This is a genomic window from Microbacterium testaceum, assembly GCF_006539145.1.
Classification (GTDB): Bacteria; Actinomycetota; Actinomycetes; order Actinomycetales; family Microbacteriaceae; genus Microbacterium; species Microbacterium testaceum.
Map to the genome: position 1 here is coordinate 128785 of NZ_BJML01000004.1, position 18919 is coordinate 147703.

Genomic DNA, 18919 nt, shown 5'->3' on the forward strand with positions numbered 1-18919 from the left:
TCGATCCCATGACGTTCGCCCTCTCGAGCGCCGCCTCCGGCGTGCTCGCCAGCATCCCGAGCCCGACCATCTCGTACGTCGACCTCGGCCCGCTTCGTATCCACTTCTATGCCCTGTGCATCGTCGCGGGCATCATCGTCGCGATCTTCCTGACGAACGCGCGCCTGACGCGTCGAGGTGCCGAGAAGTGGGTCGTCATCGACATCTGCCTGCTGGCGGTCCCGCTCGCGATCGTCGTGGCGCGCATCTACCACGTGGCCACGCACGCCGGTTTCTACTTCGGGCCGGGCTCGAACCCCTGGAACATCACCCAGCCGGGCTCCGTGTGGGCCATCTGGGAGGGCGGCATCGCCATCTACGGCGCCCTGATCGGTGGCGCGATCGGCGCCATCCTCGGATGCCGTTGGACCGGCATCCGCTTCTGGACCTTCGCCGACGCCCTGGCTCCGGGCCTCATCATCGCCCAGGCGATGGGGCGTTTCGGCAACTGGTTCAACCAGGAGCTCTTCGGTCAGCCCACCGACCTTCCGTGGGGCCTCGAGATCGCCTCGGGAAACCCCGCCATCCCGGTCGGACTGCCATCGGGCACCCTTTTCCAGCCGACTTTCCTCTACGAGGTCATCTGGAACCTGCTCGGCGCCGCGGTGATCCTGTACGTCGGCAAGCGCTTCACGCTGCAGTGGGGGAAGCAGTTCGCGATCTACCTCGTCTGGTACTCCGCGGGCCGCATCGTCTGGGAATCGATCCGCGTCGACCCGAGCGACATCATCCTGGGCCTGCGCACGAACGTGTGGGCTGCCATCTTCGGCGTGATCCTCGGCATCGTCATCTTCGTCGTCCAGTCGCGTCGCCACCACGGCTACGAGCCGTCGCCGTACGCGCCGGGTCGCGAGTCGAAGGCTCCGGGGGCTGTAGACTCAGGCGACCCCTCTGACTTCGTCGACGTGAGCGAGCCGCCCGCGACGAGCGACACCGTCGGCACCAGCGCCACAAGCAGCCCCGCCACGAACTAATTTCCTGGGCCGACGTCGTCCCATTCGAAGCATCAACGTGAGGACGGTTGATATGGCTTCCAGCCTGCGTTCCGACACCGTCGGAGGCGCATTCCCCGCCCGTCAGGGAATGTACGACCCGTCGTTCGAGAAAGACGCCTGTGGCCTCGCCATGGTCGCCACTCTCCGCGGCGAAGCCGGTCACGACATCATCGATCTGGCGCTGACGGCGCTGCGCAACCTCGAGCACCGCGGAGCCATCGGTTCCGACGCGGGCACCGGCGACGGTGCCGGCATCCTGACCCAGATGCCCGACGCGTTCCTGCGCGCGGTGGTCGACTTCGACCTGCCGCCGGTGGGGGAGTACGCGGCCGGCATGGTGTTCCTGCCGCTCGGCCACGACGAGCGGGCCGCGATGAAGGCGGGGATCGAAGAGATCGCACGCCACGAGAACCTCGAGGTGCTCGGCTGGCGCGAGGTGCCGGTCGAGCCCGAGAACCTCGGCAAGCTCGCGTACGAGGCACGGCCCGCCTTCGAGCAATTGTTCGTCTCGCGTCCCGCGACGGGCGATCGACCGGCACTCTCGGGCATCGAGCTCGATCGCCGCGTCTACCGCCTGCGCAAGCGCGCCCGCCACGAGCTCGAGGCGTATTTCGTGTCGCTGTCGAGTCGCACGCTCGGCTACAAGGGCATGGTCACGACACTCCAGCTCGAGCCGTTCTACCCCGACCTGCAGGACGAGCGCTTCGCGTCCGAGCTCGCCGTCGTTCACTCGCGCTACTCGACGAACACGTTCCCGTCGTGGCCGCTCGCGCAGCCGCTGCGAATGCTCGCGCACAACGGCGAGATCAACACCGTCAAGGGCAACCGCAACTGGATGCGCGCGCGCCAGTCGCAGCTCGAATCCGAGCTGATCGGCGACGTCCGTCCGCTGCTGCCCATCTGCACCGAGGGTGCCAGCGACTCGGCGTCCTTCGACGAGGTCCTCGAGCTGCTGACCCTCACCGGCCGCAGCCTGCCCCACGCGATCATGATGATGGTCCCCGAGGCGTACGAGAAGCAGGCGACGATCGACCCCGCGCTGCGCGCCTTCTACGACTTCCACTCCATGCAGATGGAGCCCTGGGACGGACCCGCCGCGCTCATCTTCACCGACGGCACGCTGGTCGGCGCGACCCTCGACCGCAACGGCCTGCGCCCGGGTCGATGGACTGAGACGACCGACGGTCTCGTCGTCATCGGTTCCGAGACCGGCGTGCTCGACTTCGCCCCCGAGCGCATCAAGCGTCGCGGACGCCTGCAGCCCGGTCGTATGTTCCTCGTCGACACGGCCCAGCGGCGCATCGTCGAGGACGAAGAGATCAAGTCCGAACTCGCAGCGCTGCACCCGTGGGGCGAGTGGGTCGACAAGGGCCGGGTCAAGCTCAGCGAGCTGCCCGAGCGCGAGCACATCGTTCACCCCATCGCCTCGATCACGCGTCGTCAGCGCACCTTCGGCTACACCGAAGAAGAGGTGCGAATCCTGCTGACCCCGATGGGTCAGGCCGGTGCCGAGCCCCTCGGCGCGATGGGCAGCGATGCTCCCGTCGCCGTGCTCAGCGATCGGCCACGCCTGCTGTTCGACTACTTCTCGCAGCAGTTCGCGCAGGTCACCAACCCGCCGCTGGACTCGATCCGCGAAGAGGTCGTGACCTCGCTGTCACTGGGTCTCGGTCCCGAGCGCAACCTCCTCGATTGGGGGCCCGAGCACACCCGCACGGTGACGCTCGACTTCCCCGTGATCGACAACGACGAGCTCGCCAAGATCCAGCACATCGACACGGCTCTGCCGGGTCGCTCCTCGGTGACGATCCGCGGTCTCTACCGCGTCGAGGCGGGGCACAAGGGCCTGCAGAAGCGCCTCTCGCAGATGTGCACCGAGGTCGACCAGGCCATCGAGGACGGCGCCGAGTTCATCGTGCTCAGCGACCGCGACTCGAACAAAGACCTGGCGCCGATCCCGTCGCTGCTCATGCTGGCAGCCGTCCACCACCACCTCATCCGCAAAGAGACGCGGATGAAGGTGGGTCTCGTCGTGGAGGCCGGCGACGTGCGCGAGGTGCACCACGTGGCGACCCTCATCGGCTACGGCGCGTCGGCGGTCAACCCGTACCTCGCGATGGAGACCGTCGAGTATCTCGTGCGCGCCGGCTTCATCACGAACGTCACGCCCGAGAAGGCCGTCAAGAACCTGATCTACGCGCTCGGCAAGGGCGTGCTGAAGATCATGTCGAAGATGGGCATCTCGACGGTGTCGTCGTACGCGGGCGCCCAGGTGTTCGAGGCCGTGGGCCTGTCGCGCGACTTCATCGACGCCTACTTCACCGGCACCGAGACCAAGCTCGGCGGGGTGGGCCTCGACGTCATCGCGGCCGAGAACGCCGCGCGCCACGAGTACGCCTACCCGCAGGACGCGGCGGCGCGTGCGCATGAGCGGTTGTGGACCGGTGGCGAGTACCAGTGGCGCCGTGACGGGGCCCCGCACCTGTTCAACCCCGACACGGTCTTCCGCCTGCAGCACGCCACGCGCGAGCGCCGGTACGACATCTTCCGCGAATACACGCAGCTGATCGACGACCAGGCACACGAGCTCAAGACGCTCCGCGGCCTCTTCGGCCTGCGCACCGGCACGCGTCCCGCGGTGCCGATCGACGAGGTCGAGCCCGTCTCGGCGATCGTCAAGCGCTTCTCGACCGGTGCCATGAGCTACGGCTCGATCTCCAAAGAGGCGCACGAGGTGCTCGCCGTCGCGATGAACCGCATCGGCGGCAAGTCGAACACCGGCGAGGGCGGAGAAGACGTCGACCGGCTGCTCGACCCCGAGCGCCGCAGTGCCATCAAGCAGGTGGCATCCGGTCGCTTCGGAGTGACGAGCCTGTACCTCACCAAGGCCGACGACATCCAGATCAAGCTCGCGCAGGGCGCCAAGCCCGGCGAGGGAGGTCAGCTGCCGCCGACCAAGGTGTACCCGTGGGTGGCGCGCACGCGTCACGCGACCGCCGGCGTCGGGCTCATCTCGCCGCCGCCGCACCACGACATCTACTCGATCGAAGACCTCAAGCAGCTTATCTTCGACCTCAAGCGCGCCAACCCCTCGGCTCGCATCCACACGAAGCTCGTCAGCCAGTCGGGTATCGGTGCGGTCGCGGCGGGAGTCGCCAAGGCGCTGAGCGACGTCATCCTGGTCTCGGGCCAGGACGGCGGCACGGGCGCGAGCCCGATGAACTCGCTCAAGCACGCGGGCACCCCGTGGGAGCTGGGCCTGGCCGAGACGCAGCAGACCCTCATGCTCAACGGCATGCGCGACCGCGTTGTCGTGCAGGTCGACGGGCAGATGAAGACCGGGCGCGACGTCATCATCGGCGCGCTGCTCGGCGCCGAGGAGTTCGGCTTCGCCACCGCCCCACTCGTCGTGTCGGGCTGCATCATGATGCGCGTGTGCCACCTCGACACCTGCCCCGTGGGTGTCGCGACGCAGAACCCGGTGCTGCGCGAACGCTTCACCGGCAAAGCGGAGTACATCGTCAACTTCATGGAGTTCATCGCCCAGGAGGTACGCGAGTACCTCGCCGCGATGGGCTACCGCTCGATCGACGAGATCGTGGGTCGTTCGGAGCTGCTGGATGCCAATGAGGCGATCCAGCACTGGAAGGCACGGGGCCTCAACCTCGCGCCGATCCTCGAGGGGCCCCGTTTCGCCGAGGACGAACCGCGCCGCCACGCCCGCAACCAGGACCACGAGCTCGACGACCACTTCGACGTGCAGCTCATCGAGCGCGCGCAGGACGTCATCGCCAGCGGCGGTCAGCTCACGATCGACCTGCCGATCCGCAACACCGCCCGCGCGGTGGGGACCATGCTCGGACACCACGTCACCAAGGCGCGGGGCGAGCACGGTCTGCCGGAGAACTCGATCGACGTGCGCCTGACGGGTTCGGCCGGACAATCGTTCGGCGCGTTCATGCCCGCCGGTATCACGCTGCGGCTCGAGGGCGACTCGAACGACTACGTCGGCAAGGGCCTGTCGGGCGGAACGATCGTCGTCCGCCCGCCGCGCGGCTCGACGTTCGAGGCGTCCCAGAACGTCATCGCCGGGAACGTCATCGGCTACGGCGCCACGCAGGGGCAGATGTTCCTGAACGGTGTGGTGGGGGAGCGCTTCCTCGTGCGCAACTCGGGTGCCACCGCGGTCGTCGAGGGCGTGGGCGACCACGCGCTCGAGTACATGACCGGCGGCCTCGCCGTGATCCTCGGCGCCACCGGTCGTAACCTCGGCGCAGGAATGTCGGGCGGTCAGGCCTACGTCTACAAGCTCGACCGTGACCTGGTGAACCGCGAGGCCATGGCATCCGGTGAGCTCGAACTCGGTTCCCTCGGATCGGGGGATGCCGAGATCCTCCGCGACCTGCTCGAGAAGCACGTCGCAGAGACCGATTCCACGCTGGCCCGACGTCTGCTCGACGACTTCGAGGCCGAGGTGGACAACTTCGTCCGGGTGCTGCCGCGCGACTACGCCGCTGTGCTGCAGACCCGCCAGGAGGCGGTCACCGAGGGGCTCGACCCCGACGGCGACGTCGTCTGGAAGCGCATTCTGGAGGTGACGGGTGGCTGACCCGAAGGGCTTTCTCAAGACGACGGAGCGCGAGCTCCCGCCGCGCCGGCCGGTGCCGGTGCGCATCATGGACTGGAAAGAGGTGTACGAGCCGGGGGATTCGGCCGTCATCAAGCGCCAGGCCGGTCGGTGCATGGACTGCGGCATCCCGTTCTGCCACAAGGGCTGTCCACTCGGGAACCTCATCCCCGAGTGGAACGACCTGACGTGGCGAGGTGAGGGCCGCGCAGCCATCGAGCGCCTCCACGCGACGAACAACTTCCCGGAGTTCACCGGGCGCCTCTGCCCCGCCCCCTGCGAGAGCTCGTGCGTGCTCGGCATCAACCAGCCGGCCGTGACGATCAAGCAGGTCGAGGTCTCGATCATCGACGAGGCGTTCGGCAACGGCTGGGTCGAGCCCGAGCCGCCGGAGCGACTGACCGGCAAGACGGTCGCCGTCGTGGGCTCCGGCCCCGCCGGCCTCGCCGCCGCCCAGCAGCTCACGCGCGCCGGCCACACGGTCGCGGTGTTCGAGCGCGACGACCGCATCGGCGGCCTGCTGCGCTACGGCATCCCCGACTTCAAGATGGAGAAGCGCCACCTCGAGCTGCGCCTTCGCCAGATGCAGGCGGAGGGCACGCGCTTCCGCGCCGGCGTCGAGATCGGCAAGGACGTCTCGTGGAGCGACCTGCGGGCCCGGTACGACGCCGTCGTGGTGGCCACCGGCTCCACCGTTCCGCGCGACCTCGCGATCCCGGGCCGCGACCTCGACGGCGTGCACTACGCCATGGAGTATCTCGTCGAGGGCAACAAGGCCGTCGCGGGCGACCAGGTGCCGCACCAGATCAGCGCCGCGGGCAAGCACGTCGTCGTCATCGGAGGCGGCGACACCGGAGCCGACTGCATCGGCACCGCGCACCGTCAGGGCGCGCTGAGCGTGACCAACCTCGCGATCGGCAAGCAGCCGCCGTCCGAACGACCGGCCGAGCAGCCCTGGCCGATGATGCCGAACCTGTTCGAGATGGCATCCGCTCACGAAGAGGGCGGGGAGCGGACGTTCCTCGCTTCCACCGTGGAGTTCCTCGGCAATGCCGCGGGCGAGGTGCGTGCTCTGCGCGTCGCCGAGACCGAGTACGTCGACGGACGACGCGTCCCCAAGAGCGGCACCGAGCGCGAGATCCCGGCCGACCTGGTGCTCATCGCGATGGGCTTCACCGGCCCGGAGCGCGAGCACCTCGAGAGCCAGCTCGGCACGCAGTTCACGAACCGCGGCAACGTGGAACGTGACGCGACCTACGCCACCACCACCCCGGGCGTGTTCGTCGCCGGAGATGCCGGTCGCGGACAGTCCCTCATCGTGTGGGCCATCGCCGAAGGCCGCGCGGCCGCCGCCGAGGTCGACACGTTCCTCATGGGCGAGACGGTGCTGCCCGCGCCGGTGCGCCCGACCGATGTCGCCATCGGCCTCCTGCCCGCCTAAGCTGGTAAGGGCCGATCGGCCACTTCCCGAAATCCTCACGGAGCTTGAAAACGGATGAGACGCGCCAAGATCGTCGCAACACTCGGGCCCGCCACGTCGTCGTATGAGATGGTTCGCGCCATCATCGACGCCGGGGTGGACGTCGCCCGCCTCAACTTGAGCCACGGAGATTACTCCGTGCATGACGCCAACTTCGCCAACGTGCGCAAGGCGGCAGAGGACGCCGGCCGACCGGTCGCGGCCCTCGTCGACCTGCAGGGCCCGAAGATCCGCCTCGGCAAGTTCGAGAACGGCCCTCACGACCTGCTTCCCGGCGACATCTTCAAGATCACCGTCGAAGACATCCTGGGCACCAAGGAGATCGTCGGCACCACGTTCAAGGGCCTGCCCCAGGACGTCCGCCCCGGCGACTTCCTGCTCATCGACGATGGCAAGGTCCGCGTCGAGGTCGTCGAGACCGACGGCACCGTCGTCACCACCAAGGTCATCGTCGGCGGGCCGGTGTCCAACAATAAGGGCATCAACCTGCCCGGTGTGGCCGTCAACGTCCCCGCGCTCAGCGAGAAGGACGAGGCGGACCTCCGCTGGGGTCTCAACGCCGGCGCCGACCTCATCGCCCTCTCGTTCGTCCGCGATGCCAAAGACATCGAGCGCGTGCACGAGATCATGGCCGAAGAGGGACGCTACGTCCCCGTCATCGCCAAGATCGAAAAGCCGCAGGCGGTCGACAACCTCGAGGAGATCATCGACGCATTCGACGGCATCATGGTCGCCCGTGGCGACCTCGGCGTCGAGCTGCCCCTCGAGGCTGTTCCGATCGTGCAGAAGCGCGCCGTCGAGCTGGCCCGCCGCATGGCGAAGCCGGTCATCGTGGCGACGCAGATGCTCGAGTCGATGATCACCAGCCCGGTGCCCACGCGTGCAGAGACCTCCGACGTCGCCAACGCCGTCCTCGACGGCGCGGACGCGGTCATGCTCTCGGGCGAGACGAGCGTCGGCGACTACCCGGTCGTGGTCGTCGAGACCATGGCCCGGATCGTCGCCTCGACCGAGGAACACGGTCTGGAGCGCATCGCGCCCCTGACCAACAAGCCGCGCACGCAGGGTGGAGCCATCACCCTGGCCGCCGTCGAGGTCGCCGACTTCGTCGAGGCGAAGTTCCTGTGCGTCTTCACCGAGTCGGGCGACTCGGCACGTCGTATGTCGCGCCTGCGCTCGACCATCCCCATGATCGCGTTCACGCCCGAGCCCGGCATCCGCCGCCGCCTGGCACTGACGTGGGGCGTGCGCTCCACCCTCGTGGAGCACGTGTCGCACACCGACAAGATGTTCCTGCAGGTCGACGAGTACCTGCTCTCGAACAAGCTGGCCGAGGTGGGGGACAAGGTCGTCGTGATCTCGGGTTCCCCTCCCGGAATCGCCGGCTCGACGAACGACCTGCGCGTACACCGTGTCGGCGATGCCGTGCACGGTGCGGCCCCGGTGTACAAAGAGGTCTGACCCTCGGTGACGCGCGCCGGGTTCGCCCGGCGCGCGTCTTCACGTTCCCACCCCGGCGTCACCGCCGGTAGGTTGGAAAGCAACACCTGCCGGTGTGGCGGAATGGCAGACGCGGGGCACTCAAAATGCTCTGTCGAAAGACGTGTGGGTTCGAGTCCCACCACCGGTACTCCTGTTTGACCGAGTCTCGTGTCGGCTCCTCGCGCAGTGAAGGAGCCGGTCAGCGAGAGACGAACGATCTGGCGTGAGAAATGCGCCCGAGTAGCCGCTCCGCCAACGCCCTCGCTTCGGCGAGCACAGCAGAGTCCGACAGCCAGAGCCGAATCGCGTGTGAGCGTAGCTCTTCAGCGCTGACGCCATTCAGCGATTCGGCTATCGCGACGAACACTCGCTGGTGCGTGGAGAACCGGACAGCGTCGAGCGCCACGCGCAGATCGACGGGGTCCACGCGGAGAGCGTTCGAGGACTCATCGACGTCGCTCCTCAGCGCGTTCACAAGCATCAACTCAGGTTCTTGAGTGCCGGGCAGGAACGAAACGCCGTCGGCGGCTCCGCACTCTCGTTGATCACCGTCGAGCACAGCCATCGCACTCAACCGTCGCGATCGAGCGACCAACTTGGCGGCGCGGATAGCCTCGTCCTTCCCGGCACTGCCGACGACGTCGAACCTGTCGAGCTCGTCCGCCGCGAAGATGCGAAGGATTTCGTGAAGGATCTGCATTGCCAAGTCGTCCTCCACGAAGAGGAGACATGCAACCGGCCTCGGTGACCGCCCGAGCGAACTGAGGAGTGATGCAGCGTTGGTGATGGGAGTGACGACGCTTCCGTCCTCCGAGGCACCGACATGACGGATCAATGCGGGCGGGACACGTTCCAGCATGGTCTCCGAATGCGTTGCGATCAGAGTTTGGCATCCTGTGGAAAGGGTGAGCCGAGCGATCTCGTCGATGAACGGTCGATGGCCGGGCAGCGCGAGCGACGTCTCAGGCTCGTCGATCAAGACGAGCTCGTTCGCGTCTGCGCCGCGTAGATGCTGGAGAACGAAGTGCACCCAATACTCCGACGCGCTCATCGACCAGGAGTTCACCACTCGTCCGTCACGCATCGCTTCAACGAATGGGAACATGTCACGCCCTTCGCCGAGTACTCCGTATACGACGCGTTCGTAAACGTGCCCCGTGATGAGACCGACGATGTCGATCTCGCTCCGGGTGAGCTCATCCCGCTCGATCATTCTGAAGCGCCGCAAGAAGACGGTTTCCTGAGCGGCCATGGCGCGCTCACTCTCTGCGACGTATGCCGTCAGACGTGTCACGACAAGTGGTTCGTGGCGTTCATCTTCGCTGCGACGCTGCTCCCAGTGGAGCGGGCGCGAGTACGCGATCTCGTGAACTGCGGGATGCTCGAGATGGAGACGATACGAGCCGCTGAGTCGAGCGTCACTGCCGTCGTTCTCTATCGGCAAGCCGAGCGTGGTCTGCCAGCCCGGCAGGCCATCCCCGATTGCCGCAAGGAGATAGCTCTTGCCTGCTCCATGCATTCCCGCGAAGGTGGTGAACCGTCGAAGCTCGATCGACCCGGGGGCCAGCACAGGAGACGACTCGACATCGAACCGCTGGACGAGACCGTCGATCAATTCCAGTCGCTGCCAAACGGCGGAACTTCTGTTCTTCACCACCCGCGACACGAGACCTGCTTCCCCCGGCGCAACGCCACAGAGCACCGGCTGCTGTGTCCAACCCACACTGTCAGAGCCGGAGATCCAGCATGCGGACCGACACAGAACCGTTCCCGGCCTAGGATGGTTCCGTGACTGATCAAGAAGCCGTTCCGGCCAACGCTCCGGCAGCCCCCCGCCGTGTCGTCGTCGCGGAAGACGAGTCGCTCATCCGCCTCGACATCGTCGAGATCCTCCGCGACAACGGTTTCGACGTGGTGGGCGAGGCCGGTGACGGCGAGACTGCCGTTCAGCTCGCCACCGAGCTGCGCCCTGATCTGGTGATCATGGACGTCAAGATGCCGCAGCTCGACGGCATCAGCGCTGCCGAGAAGCTCAGCAAGAACCACATCGCTCCCGTCGTGCTGCTCACCGCGTTCAGCCAGAAAGAGCTCGTCGAGCGCGCCAGCGAAGCCGGCGCCCTGGCGTATGTCGTGAAACCCTTCACCCCGAACGACCTGCTTCCGGCGATCGAGATCGCCCTCGCGCGCTACGAACAGATCATCACGCTCGAGGCCGAGGTCGCCGACATGGTCGAGCGCTTCGAGACCCGCAAGCTCGTCGACCGCGCCAAGGGCCTGCTCAACGAGAAGATGGGCCTGTCCGAGCCCGAGGCCTTCCGCTGGATCCAGAAGGCGTCGATGGATCGCCGCCTCACCATGCAGGACGTCGCGAAGGCGATCATCGAGCAGCTGGCCCCCAAGAAGGGCTGAGCGGGACTTCTCGTGAAATGGATGCCACTGCGGTGGCATCCATTTTTCGTCTCTGTGCACCCGGTTGCGGTGCGATCGGGTGGCGCCGCACCTCGGCGGCCGCGGGCCATCGCGCGGCTCCGCGGGTTTGCCGAAGCCCGGGTCCCTCGGCGTGTCAGGAGCGCGAGGCGTCCTTGATCATGTTGGTGATGCGGATCGTCGAGCAGCGGCGGCCCTGTTCGTCGGACACGACGATCTCATGCACGGTCAGCGAACGGCCGAGGTGGATCGGCGTGCAGACGCCCGTCACGACGCCCGAGGTCGCGGAGCGCGTGTGCGTGGCATTGATGTCGATGCCCACGGCGAGCTTGCCCGACCCGGCGTAGAGGTTGGCCGCCATCGATCCGAGCGACTCGCCCAGGACGACGTAGGCACCGCCGTGCATCAGACCGACAGGCTGCGTGTTGCCCTCTACCGGCATGGTGGCCACGCTGCGCTCGACCGAGAACTCGACCCACTCGATGCCCATCTTCTCGGCCAGGGCGCCCATTCCGCGCTCCTTCGCCCAGTCGAGGCCGGAGGTCGTGTCGGGAGTCGTGGAGGTCATCATCGCCTTCGATCGGGCCGGGGCCGGGGGAGTGTCCGTGGTTCTCGTTACGCTGGAGGGGTGACGGATGCCGAAAAGCCTACTCTCCTCGTCGTCGACGGCCATTCGCTGGCGTACCGGGCGTTCTACGCCCTGCCGGTCGACAACTTCTCGACGAAGGACGGCCAGCACACCAACGGTATCTACGGGTTCCTGTCGATGTTCGTGAACCTCGTGAAGGCCGAGAAGCCGACGCACCTCGCGGTCGCTTTCGACACGTCGCGACAGTCGTTCCGCACGCGCGAGTACGCCGAGTACAAGGCGAACCGCAGCGAGTCGCCGGCCGAGTTCAAGGGCCAGATCCCTCTTCTCCAGGATTGTCTGCGCGCCATGGGCGTGCCGGTGCTCGCGAAAGAGGATTTCGAGGCCGACGACATCCTGGCGACTCTCGCCACGCAGGGCGAGCAGCAGGGCTTCGAGGTGCTGGTGTGCTCGGGCGACCGAGACACGATCCAGCTCGTCACCGACGACGTCACGCTGCTCTACCCGAACGTGCAGGGAGTCTCGCAGCTCAAGCGCTATGACACCGCCGCCGTCATCGAGAAGTACGGCCTTCCGCCCGCCCAGTACCCCGAGATCGCGGCCCTCGTCGGCGAGACCAGCGACAACCTGCCGGGCGTGCCCAAGGTGGGAGAGAAGACCGCCGTCAAATGGCTGACGCAGTGGGGCTCGCTCGACGCCCTTCTCGAGAACGCCGACAAGATCACCGGCGTCGTGGGCGGTAACCTGCGCGAGCACATCGACGGTGTGCGCCGCAACCGCGCGCTCAACCGCTTGCTGCGCGACGTCGAGCTGCCGGTCGGCCCCGGCGACCTCAAGATGCACCCGCTCGATGCACAGGCTGTGCGCGACATCTTCGCGCGTCTCGAGTTCCGCACCCTGCTGCCTCGCGTATTCGACGCTCTCGGCGCAGATGCGGGCATCGTCGAAGAACAGCGCCCCACCGCCACGGCCCCGACACCGTCGCAGCTCGACGCAGCAGCTCTCGCGGCGTGGGCCGCCGATGCGACCGGCGAGATCGGGGTCACCGTCACGCTGGCCGGTGGCGTGCCCACCGCGGTCGGACTCGCCTCGGCCGACGCCGCGGTCGAGGCCGAGTGGACGCCGGCCGTGCACGACGCGCTGGCAGGGTGGCTGGCATCCGACGCCCCCAAGGTCTTCGCCGACGCCAAGCCCCAGATCAAGGCTCTCGCGCGCGAGGGTATAACCGTGGGCGGTGTGGCGTTCGACGTGATCCTCGCCGGGTGGCTCGTGCGCCCGAGCTTCCCCGACAAGACGCTGGGCGACCTCGTCGAGCGCATGCTCGACGAGAAGCTGCCGGTGGCCGACCCGACTCAGTTGGTACCCGAGACCGAGGGCGCGACCCCGAGCCAGCTGTCGTGGTTCACCCGCCGCGTCGCCGAGGCGCAGCGCGCCGACATGCCCGAGACGGTCGCGAGCGTGCTCGACGACATCGAACTGCCCACCCTCACGGCCCTCGCCGACATGGAGCTCGCCGGCGTCGCCGTCTCGCACGAGAAGCTCGCGGGCTTCTCGGCCGAGCTCGGGGCGCGCGCCGACGCGCTCGCACGCGATGCGTACGCCGCCATCGGCCACGAGGTCAACCTGGGCTCGCCCAAGCAGCTGCAAGAGGTGCTGTTCGATGAGCTGCAGCTCCCGAAGACGCGCAAGACCAAGAGCGGGTACACGACGGATGCCGCCGCCCTCGCCGACCTGCAAGAGAGCGCAGCCCACCCCTTCCTCGATCTCCTGCTGCGCCACCGCGAGGCGACGAAGCTGAAGCAGATCATCGACGCCCTCGACACCGCGACGGGCGCCGACGGCCGCATTCACACGACATACGTGCAGACCGGCAGCCAGACCGGGCGCCTCTCCAGTACCGACCCGAACCTGCAGAACATTCCGATCCGCACCGAGGAGAGCCGTCGCATCCGCGCGGCATTCGAGGTCGGCGAGGGCTACGAGACGCTGCTCACCGCCGACTACTCGCAGATCGAGATGCGCATCATGGCGCACCTGTCGGGGGACCCGGGGCTTATCGAGGCCTTCAACTCGGGCGAAGACCTGCACCGCTTCGTGGGGGCGCGTGTCTTCGGCGTCGAGCCGGCCGACGTCACACCGGCCATGCGCACGAAGGTCAAGGCGATGTCCTACGGACTGGTCTACGGTCTGTCGGCGTTCGGCCTCTCGAAGCAGCTGCGCATCGAGCAGTCCGAGGCCAAGAAGCTCATGCTCGAGTACTTCGCCCGGTTCGGCGCCGTGCGCGACTATCTGCGCGGATCGGTCGAGCAGGCTCGTCAAGACGGCTACACCGAGACGATCTTCGGCCGGCGCCGGCCGTTCCCCGACCTCACGAGCATGAACCGCGTGCTGCGCGAGAACGCCGAGCGCGCAGCTCTCAACGCCCCCATCCAGGGCAGCGCCGCCGACATCATGAAGGTCGCGCTTTTCCGCATCCGCAACGAACTCGCGTCCGCGGGCCTGCGTTCGCGCGTGCTGCTGCAGATCCACGACGAACTCGTCGTCGAGGTGGCGGCGGGGGAGTGGGATGCCGTCGAGCAGATCGTGCGCGCGCGCATGGCCGACGCCGCCGACCTGTCGGTTCCGCTCGACGTGCAGATCGGGCGCGGAGGCGACTGGGACGAGGCGGGACACTAAGCGCCGATCCGTTCGCCGCCACGGTCGACGGGGTGTCGCCCGAGGCCGCGAACGTGCCGCGCGCAACGCCCCGGGCCCACGTGCCGAGGGAGGAAAATCCGGAAGGTGAGGACCCGCACGAGCCTCGGGCTCCTCCGCTGCCGAGCTCTCCCCCCGTGAGCCCCCTCTGAACCGCTTCAGGCCAGCGATGCGTGCGCGCGGGTCGCGGCTTCCCTAGGCTCGGAGGATGACTGACGCACAACGCACCCCCACGCCGATCGACACGATCGCGGACGCGTGGGTCGACACCCTGGCCGAGCGAGAGCCGACGCTCGCGACCTACATCGGGCGTTTCGAGCACAACGGACGCTTCGGCGACTACAGCCCCGAGGGTGCCGAGGCCCTCATCGCCGACGCCCGCGCGGCGAGGACGGCTCTCGACGGCGCCGACACGGTCGACGCGATCGACACCGTCACCAAGATGGACCTGGTCCGGGAGCTCGACCTGATGATCGAGCAGCACGAGGCGAAGACGCATCTGCGCGACCTGAACGTCATCGCGTCTCCCGCGCAGGACATCCGCTCGACCTTCGACCTCATGCCGACGGCGACCGCCGACGACTGGTCGACCATCTCGGCGCGACTGAAGGACCTGCCCCGTGCCATCGACGGCTATATCTCGACCCTCCGTCGAGGCATCAGCGAGGGCGTCGTTCCCGCCCGCCGCCAGGTGACGGAGGTCGTCACGCAGATCGCCCGCTACACCTCGGACACGGGGTTCTTCGCCGAGTTCGTGAGCGAGGCTGCTCCCGACGAGGGTCAGCTGCCGGCATCCCTCGCTCGTGACCTCTCCACCAACGCCAACGCCGCGCGGGTCGCGTACGACTCGCTCGCGTCGTTCCTGTCGTCGGAGCTCGCTCCCGCTGCCGGTGAGTCCGACGCGGTCGGCCGCGAGCTGTACGCGTTGCACTCGCGCCATTTCCTCGGTGCCGAGATCGACCTCGACGAGACGTACGAGTGGGGCGTCGAAGAACTCGCGCGCATGGTCGCCGAACAGGAGGCCATCGCGAACGAGATCCTTCCGGGCGCGAGCGTCGAGGAAGCGGTCGCGTTCCTCGAGAAGGACGAGTCGCGCAAGCTCCGCGGGACGAAGGCCCTGCAGGAGTGGATGCAGCGCACGAGCGACAGGGCCGTCGAAGAACTCGGCCGCACGCACTTCGACATCGCCGCCCCCATCCGAAATCTCGAGTGCATGATCGCTCCCACGAACGAGGGCGGTATCTACTACACCGGTCCGACCGACGACTTCTCGCGGCCGGGGCGCATGTGGTGGTCGGTGCCCGAGGGTGTCGACACGTTCGACACCTGGCGTGAACTGACGACGGTGTACCACGAGGGCGTTCCGGGCCACCACCTGCAGATCGCACAGGCCGTGTACAACCGCGCCCAGCTCAACTCGTGGCGGCGTCTGCTCGCGGGCACGAGCGGCCACGCCGAGGGCTGGGCGCTGTACGCCGAGCGCCTCATGGAGCAGCTGGGCTACCTCGACGACCCCGCCGACCGCCTCGGCATGCTCGACGGTCAGCGCATGCGCGCCGCCCGCGTGGTGCTCGATATCGGCGTGCACCTGCAGAAGCCGCGCCTGGACGGCACCGGCGTGTGGGACCACGACTACGCGCTGGCGTTCATGCTGAAGAACGTCAACATGAGCGAGGAGTTCGTGCGCTTCGAGGTGAACCGCTACCTCGGTTGGCCCGGACAGGCGCCGTCGTACAAGGTCGGTCAGCGCATCTGGGAGCAGGTGCGCGACGAAGAGCAGGAGCGCCGCGGTGCCGACTTCTCGATGAAGCAGTTCCACACGCGTGCGCTCGACATCGGCGGCGTGGGTCTCGACACCCTTCGCGCAGCCCTGGCATCCGCCTGATCTCCCCGAGGGGCGTCCGCTGAACGGGCGCCCCTCGACGATGCGGGGAATACTCCGCCGTCGCGTAAAGTTCATTCATCCGAATGCAAGGAGATCCCATGGACGCCCGTCCCCTCGAGCTCGGCCTCGACACCTTCGGAGACATCTCGCGCGCGCCCGACGGGTCGCTGCTGTCCGATGCGCAGACCATCCGCAACGTCGTCGACCAGGCGGTCCTCGCCGACGAAGTCGGCCTGTCGTTCTTCGGGGTGGGCGAGCATCATCGCAAGGACTTCGCGGTCACCAGCCCCGAGATCGTCCTGGCCGCCGCCGCCGCGCGCACGAAAGACATCCACCTCGGAACCGCGGTGACCGTCCTCTCGAGCGACGACCCGGTGCGGGTGTACGAGCGTTTCGCGACGCTGGATGCCATCTCGAACGGACGTGCCGAGGTCATCCTCGGCCGCGGCTCCTTCATCGAGTCGTTTCCCCTCTTCGGCTACGACCTCGCCGACTACGAGCAGCTGTTCGAGGAGAAGCTCGAGCTGTTCTCGCACCTACTGACCGAGAAGCCCGTCACCTGGTCGGGCCGCACGCGCGCCGCGCTGCAGGATGCCGATGTCTACCCGAAGACCGAGAAGGGCCTGACCGCCTGGGTCGGCGTCGGCGGCTCTCCCGAGTCGGTCGTCCGGACGGCTCGCTACGGCTACGGTCTCGTGCTCGCGATCATCGGCGGCTCGGCGGCCCGATTCCGCCCCTACGCCGACCTGTACCGACGTTCGCTGGCCGAGCTCGGCAAGCCGCAGATGCCGATCTCGGTGCACTCTCCCGGCCACGTCGCCGAGACCGACGAGCAGGCGTGGGACGAGGCTTTCGAAGGCGTCGCCGAACTCAACAACACCATCGGCCGCGAGCGGGGCTGGCCCGAGTACAACCGCATGCGCTTCCAGCACGACGTCGGACCCGAGGGGTCGATGTACGTCGGGTCGCCCGAGACCGTCGCTCGCAAGATCGCCGCGACCGTCCGCGCGCTCGGCAACTCCCGCTTCCAGATGAAGATCGCGAGCGGGTCGATCTCGCACGACCGGCTCCTGTCGAGCATCGAGCTGTACGGCACGAAGGTGCGTCCCCTCGTCGAGGAGATGCTCGCCGACACCCCGGCGTCGGTCGACGCTCCCGGCATCCGGTGACCACGACGACCGACACCATCCGGGTGTCCGAACGCCTCGACGCGCTGCCGTTCACCCGTCGTCACGGCCGGATCCTGGGCGGGTCGGGTCTGGGCTGGGCCCTGGATGCCATGGACGTGGGGCTCATCTCGTTCGTCATCGCGGCCCTCAGCGTGCAGTGGCAACTGGCGCCGACGCAGGCGTCGTGGATCGCGTCGGCGGGCTTCGCCGGCATGGCGATCGGGGCGAGCGTCGGCGGACTGTTGGCCGACCGGTTCGGTCGGCGTCACGTCTTCGCCCTGACTCTGCTGGTGTACGGCGTGGCCACCGGGGCGAGTGCGCTGGTGGGCGGTCTGGCCGCGCTGCTCGTGCTCCGCTTCGTGGTCGGTCTCGGCCTCGGGGCCGAACTTCCGGTGGCTTCGACCTACGTCAGCGAGTTCGCACCCGCCCGCATGCGGGGTCGGCTCATCGTCTTCCTCGAGGCGTTCTGGGCCGTCGGGTGGACCGCCGCCGCCCTCATCGGCTATCTCGTCGTGCCGTCGTCCGCCGATGGCTGGCGCTGGGCATTCGCGCTCGGCGCGATCCCCGCGGTGTACGCGCTCATCGTGCGGTGGGGTCTGCCCGAGTCGCCGCGCTGGCTGGCTTCTCGCGGACGCAATTCCGAGGCGATCGTCATCGTGCGGGATCTCGAGGCCGCGGCCGGTCGGATCGCCCTCGAGGCGTCGACCGAGGGAGTCCCGGCATCCGCTCCCGCCCCCCGTCCCCGCGTGAGGGCCCTCTGGTCCCCGGCGCTGCGGGCGCGCACGGCGGCGCTGTGGGTGCTGTGGTTCTGCGTGAACTTCTCGTACTACGGGGCGTTCATCTGGATCCCGACCATCCTCGTCGCCCAGGGGTACGACCTCGTGCGTTCGTTCGGCTTCACCCTCGTCATCACGCTGGCGCAGCTGCCCGGCTATGCCGTCGCCGCCTGGCTCATCGAAGTCTGGGGGCGGCGCGCGACGCTGGCGGCCTTCCTCGCCGGTTCCGCGGTGGCCGCGGTGCTCTTCGGTACGGCAACCGGTGAAGTAGCGGTGATCGCCGCGGGTATGGCGCTGTCGTTCTTCAACCTCGGCGCATGGGGAGCTCTGTACGCCGCGACGCCCGAGACGTACCCGACGCCGCTGCGGGCGACCGGATCCGGCTGGGCCGCGGGCGTCGGACGCATCGCGTCGATCCTCGCCCCTCTCGCCGTGCCGCCTCTGCTCGGCGTCGGGGGAGCGCCGCTGCTGTTCGTCGTGTTCGCCGCGTTCTTCGCCGTGGCCGTGGTCGCGGCGCTGTTCCTGCGGGAGCAGCGCGGGCGGGCACTGGCGTAACGCCTCCCGTGGCGCCTCAGGCGTCTGCGCCGGGATCCGTCGTTCAGGGCGGGAGAGTTTCGCCCCGAACGAGGGAATGCGTCCTGCACCCCGCGATGTCGGTGCCCTCGCACCACCTTTGACAGCAGCGCGCGGGCCGCCCCGCGCCGCGAGCCGAACCCGGGACTCACCGCGACCGGCTCCCACCGCGCTCCGGCGTAG

11 protein-coding genes and 1 tRNA gene are annotated in these 18919 nt (G+C 68.0%); 10 read left to right on the forward strand and 2 right to left on the reverse strand.

Annotated elements, in window-relative coordinates; all coding sequences use genetic code 11:
- Positions 1–8: 8 nt before the first annotated feature.
- The 5 genes from lgt (at position 9) to MTE01_RS08125 (ending at position 8771) form a co-directional block, all read left to right on the forward strand.
- Complete coding sequence (lgt, locus tag MTE01_RS08105) at positions 9–1013, forward strand: prolipoprotein diacylglyceryl transferase (RefSeq protein ID WP_103209599.1); 1005 nt, start codon at positions 9–11, stop codon at positions 1011–1013.
- A gap of 52 nt (positions 1014–1065) precedes the next feature.
- The gene (gltB, locus tag MTE01_RS08110; protein ID WP_141376744.1) at positions 1066–5643 is read left to right on the forward strand and encodes a glutamate synthase large subunit; all 4578 of its coding nucleotides are present in this window, start codon (positions 1066–1068) and stop codon (positions 5641–5643) included.
- Entirely contained in the window at positions 5636–7102 is a 1467-nt protein-coding gene (locus MTE01_RS08115; protein WP_116239747.1) for a glutamate synthase subunit beta, read from the forward strand. The genes gltB and MTE01_RS08115 overlap by 8 nt, the downstream gene beginning before the upstream one ends.
- Before the next feature lie 54 nt (positions 7103–7156).
- A complete protein-coding gene (pyk, locus tag MTE01_RS08120) occupies positions 7157–8602 on the forward strand; it encodes a pyruvate kinase (RefSeq protein WP_116239746.1) in 1446 nt (481 codons plus the stop codon).
- Positions 8603–8690: 88 nt separating this feature from the next.
- Positions 8691–8771, forward strand: a tRNA-Leu gene (locus tag MTE01_RS08125).
- Positions 8772–8822: 51 nt separating this feature from the next.
- Here MTE01_RS08125 and MTE01_RS08130 read toward each other — a convergent pair.
- Positions 8823–10289 (reverse strand): AAA family ATPase, encoded by a 1467-nt coding sequence (locus tag MTE01_RS08130; protein WP_141376746.1) that lies wholly within the window; start codon positions 10287–10289, stop codon positions 8823–8825.
- 122 nt (positions 10290–10411) lie between these two features.
- Between MTE01_RS08130 and MTE01_RS08135 the strand changes: the two genes are divergently transcribed.
- Positions 10412–11032: an ANTAR domain-containing response regulator gene (locus MTE01_RS08135; protein WP_103209612.1), complete on the forward strand. Its 621-nt coding sequence runs from the start codon at positions 10412–10414 to the stop codon at positions 11030–11032.
- A 154-nt stretch (positions 11033–11186) separates the two neighbouring features.
- On the opposite strand, the gene MTE01_RS08140 is transcribed toward MTE01_RS08135, so the two are convergent.
- Positions 11187–11618, reverse strand: coding sequence for a hotdog fold thioesterase (locus MTE01_RS08140; protein WP_103209985.1), 432 nt, complete (start codon positions 11616–11618; stop codon positions 11187–11189).
- Positions 11619–11678: 60 nt separating this feature from the next.
- On the opposite strand from MTE01_RS08140, the gene polA reads away from it, so the two are divergent.
- From polA to MTE01_RS08160, 4 genes are all read left to right on the forward strand, one after another.
- Positions 11679–14315 carry a DNA polymerase I gene (polA, locus tag MTE01_RS08145; RefSeq protein ID WP_141376748.1) on the forward strand — a complete coding sequence of 879 codons (2637 nt, stop codon included), beginning with the start codon at positions 11679–11681 and terminating at the stop codon, positions 14313–14315.
- A 226-nt stretch (positions 14316–14541) separates the two neighbouring features.
- Positions 14542–16218, forward strand: coding sequence for a DUF885 domain-containing protein (locus MTE01_RS08150; protein WP_103209616.1), 1677 nt, complete (start codon positions 14542–14544; stop codon positions 16216–16218).
- A gap of 98 nt (positions 16219–16316) precedes the next feature.
- Positions 16317–17387 carry an LLM class flavin-dependent oxidoreductase gene (locus tag MTE01_RS08155; RefSeq protein ID WP_103209618.1) on the forward strand — a complete coding sequence of 357 codons (1071 nt, stop codon included), beginning with the start codon at positions 16317–16319 and terminating at the stop codon, positions 17385–17387.
- The gene (locus tag MTE01_RS08160; protein ID WP_141376750.1) at positions 17384–18718 is read left to right on the forward strand and encodes an MFS transporter; all 1335 of its coding nucleotides are present in this window, start codon (positions 17384–17386) and stop codon (positions 18716–18718) included. Before MTE01_RS08155 ends, MTE01_RS08160 begins: the two co-directional genes overlap by 4 nt.
- The last annotated feature ends 201 nt before the right edge of the window (positions 18719–18919 follow it).